At 47.8% G+C, this 3109-nt stretch carries 3 protein-coding genes and 2 pseudogenes; 3 read left to right on the top strand and 2 right to left on the bottom strand.

Going from position 1 to position 3109, the window contains the following annotated elements:
- Window positions 1-561 (bottom strand): annotated as a pseudogene (locus Q0E19_RS11740) (relaxase/mobilization nuclease domain-containing protein); the annotation flags it as partial.
- On the bottom strand, window positions 456-1127 hold the full coding sequence (mobC, locus tag Q0E19_RS11965) for a plasmid mobilization relaxosome protein MobC (RefSeq protein ID WP_365905109.1): 672 nt from the start codon (window positions 1125-1127) through the stop codon (window positions 456-458). The pseudogene Q0E19_RS11740 and the gene mobC, both read right to left, overlap by 106 nt.
- Window positions 1128-1664: 537 nt before the next feature.
- Between mobC and Q0E19_RS11735 the strand changes: the two genes are divergently transcribed.
- The 3 genes and pseudogenes from Q0E19_RS11735 to Q0E19_RS11725 form a co-directional block, all read left to right on the top strand.
- On the top strand, window positions 1665-2072 hold the full coding sequence (locus Q0E19_RS11735) for a hypothetical protein (protein WP_294409718.1): 408 nt from the start codon (window positions 1665-1667) through the stop codon (window positions 2070-2072).
- Between the two features lie 160 nt (window positions 2073-2232).
- Window positions 2233-2436: a hypothetical protein gene (locus Q0E19_RS11730; RefSeq protein WP_294409717.1), complete on the top strand. Its 204-nt coding sequence runs from the start codon at window positions 2233-2235 to the stop codon at window positions 2434-2436.
- Window positions 2437-2523: 87 nt separating this feature from the next.
- Window positions 2524-3033, top strand: a pseudogene (locus tag Q0E19_RS11725) (recombinase family protein); the annotation flags it as partial.
- Window positions 3034-3109: the final 76 nt, after the last annotated feature.

Genomic DNA, 3109 nt, shown 5'->3' with positions numbered 1-3109 from the left:
GTTCTTCGGAGTATAAACATACTCAATTCCTGCGGTGGTACAGTTTTTGAGGAAGTCCGCAAAGTCACGGCTGTAAATCATGACCTCTGCAATACGGGCACGGAGTTTTTCTTTCCACGACTTGCCCTCTTGTTGCTTCAACCGTTCAAGATAGGAAATACCCTTGCCCTTCGGTTCAATGAGCGATAAGCCGTGTTCGGCACATATCTCGTCCGATATTTCACGCAGCTCTGCCCACGCTCTTTCAGTCCTTCTGCCCTGATTATGCTCGGTGGTAAAGCTCAGACCGTTATACAGATTCGTATTGTTGAAAATGATATGGCAATGCAGGTGCGACTTATCATGGTGGACGGCTATCACATACTGATAATCGCCTTTCAGATAACGGTCGCAAAGCTCCTCTCCGATCTGCATAGCCTGTTCGGGAGTGACTTCGCCGGGGGCGAAACTCTGAATCATGTGGTAGGCAAGGATCTGTGTTCGCCCTGTGCCTGTTCCTCGGACTGTTCGGAAGTCCTCGCTTGCTCCTGCACTGTCGGCTCGGCAAGCATAAGAGTTGACGTATAAACCGTCGATGGTCTTATCTCCGTTTGTGATGTAAGCGATCGCTGCGCTGACTGTTGCTCGGATCGTATGGATAGAAGTGTATGCCAAATCTCGTTTACCCCTTTCTTTATCTCGGTAATATCCTCGGCATATATGTGACCTGTGCTGTAAAGTCGGACAAGTATCTGGTTGATGTTCGCTCCGATGCGTTTCATCAGGCGATTACATTCGGCAATTTCGGAACGGTCGGGAGTGAGATCAACCCTCGCCCGAACACAATCACGGATATACTCGGTCTTGTTCTTGTACCCATACTGCTCACACTTTGCTAAGATGTCCTGCATTTCCGATTCGGTAAAGCGAACATTCAGCGTATAGGACTTCTTCTCCCTCTTGCGTTTCAGGTACTTGCGTTCATCGTCGGTAAGCTGGCTCTCGGACTTGTGTGCAAGGCTCTTGTCAAGGTCTGCCTGCACCTCTTTGTCCAGTGCATAGTTGATAGCTCCCTCATAGCTCATACCTGTGGTTTCAAAAAACTTCTGCTTGCGTGGTCTGCCATGCTTTTTCTTTTCGGTTTCCATTGTGGTGTCTCCTTTATCTTTATTTCGGCGTTAGCCGATTTTTTTATGACCGCTGTGCGGTCATTTCGGGGCTTGGGGTGTCCCCAACAAGCATTTTGTATTTTCGTCCGTGTGCGGCGCAAAATACAATGCTTGTTATTATTGTTGCGCTATGGCGCATATTTTTTTCGCCTGAGTTTATCTCTCTGCTCAGGCTTTCGATGCTCCGTCAGCGAATTCGTGGAGCGAATGCGACATCTCTCACCGCCGCTTCGATCGGCGGTATCTCGCTCACGCTCCTGCGTGATGCCCTCAATTATCATCGGTGTCAATATTCTAAACTGGCTCGACGCAGTTTCAGCGCAATGAGGGCGGCAATCTGGTGAAAAGTTTGCCGTTAAAATTTTCCCCATAACAACTTGACGAACTCGAAAACTCTAATGGCGCACAAAGTTCATGCGCCCTGCGAATAGACAGATAGCTCCGAAATTTGCTATAATATTATCGTGGGGTTAAATCAAATCCTGCGATACTCCAAACCGAAAAGAGGTGATGCGAATGAGCAAGAAAGCTAAGAGTGAGGTCACTGACAACTCTGCTGATACCGTCATGGACGGAGTGCTGTCTGAAAATCAGGCAAAGCTCAACAAGCTGAACAGTTCTATTCAGACTGCCTATGAGCGCCGCCGTAAGATTATTACGGACAGCAAACTCTACACCTACGATAAGCTCTCACAGCTTTACGGCGGTGCTGAGGGGCAGGCACTTCTCGATGCTGTGACTGCGGAGCATACGCTCATCGGCAAGCTGACCGACAGCGGTATGTCCTACGCTGACATTGAGGGGCTGGTCGATAGCTCTGACGGTGCAGACAGCAAGTCGGGCGATGATGCCGACAGTGGCTCTGCCGATGATGAATTTGTCGGGCAGACTTCTTTCTTCGGCGATAATTCCTACAAGGATTAACATATTTCCGACAACAAAACGATAGCTGTGAATGGGGCGGCAGCAATGCCGTTCCTCACGGCTATAATCACAAACAACAACCATGAGGGTAAGAGAGATAAAGCGAAACCCTCAAATCCAAATGCGTAGATAAAGACAAGCTAAAGGAGAAAAATTCGCTATGAATGAAACTACAACTGCCGCTGTTGCGGTATCGGGAAGTGTGTCCGAATATCATATCGGGCATACAACATACAGGGTGACAACAACTTTTAACCCAGCTTTTCGGCAAAGCCTGAGCGATATACTTGCAAGGCTCATCACAGAGGACTGTGAGAAAATGCTCGGTGAATCCGGACAAGAACAGGACAAGCAGGCTGTTTGATTTTGGAATATCGGCGCATTGATTTCTTTTCTTTGGTGCGCTATAATGATAATAGCTTGCTGTATCCTGTCGGAAAGTGAGGTTAAAATGACAGACAAGACAACAGCTTTATACTGCCGTCTTTCACAGGACGATATGTTGGACGGCGAGAGCAACAGTATCACAAATCAGAAGTCTATCTTACAGAAATTCGCTGAGGACAACGGCTTTCCCAATCCGACTTTCTACGTCGATGACGGAGTGAGCGGAACGACTTGGGAGCGTGACGGCTTCAAAGCGATGATGGCTGACATTGAGGACGGCAAGGTTGCTACGGTTATCACCAAAGACCTTTCAAGGCTCGGTCGTGATTACCTGAAAACTGGTGAGCTGATCGAAATGGTGTTCCCTGACTACGATGTGCGTTACATTGCGGTCAACGATAATGTCGATACGGCAAAATCTGAGAACGAACTGCTTGCGTTCAAAAATATCTTCAATGACTGGTACGCCCGTGATTGCAGTAAGAAAATTCGTGCGGTGTTCAGGGCAAAGGGACAGTCGGGCAAGCACCTGTGTCCGCCCGTGTACGGCTACAAGAAGTCGGATACCGACAAGTGTATCGTCTATAATAAATTAGACAGAAAACATTTAGCCGTGGTATAATAGAAAAAAGGAGGAAAATAAAATGGCA

It is taken from the genome of uncultured Ruminococcus sp. (genome assembly GCF_934476685.1).
In the GTDB taxonomy this organism is placed as follows: domain Bacteria; phylum Bacillota; class Clostridia; order Oscillospirales; family Ruminococcaceae; genus Hominimerdicola.
This window is presented reverse-complemented; position numbering and strand designations above follow the sequence as displayed.

What these genes read in the sequence shown, in the direction of transcription:
- mobC (WP_365905109.1), bottom strand. Translation starts at nt 1,127, where the DNA reads ATGGAAACCGAAAAGAAAAAGCATGGCAGACCACGCAAGCAGAAGTTT.
- Q0E19_RS11735 (WP_294409718.1), top strand. Translation starts at nt 1,665, where the DNA reads ATGAGCAAGAAAGCTAAGAGTGAGGTCACTGACAACTCTGCTGATACC.
- Q0E19_RS11730 (WP_294409717.1), top strand. Translation starts at nt 2,233, where the DNA reads ATGAATGAAACTACAACTGCCGCTGTTGCGGTATCGGGAAGTGTGTCC.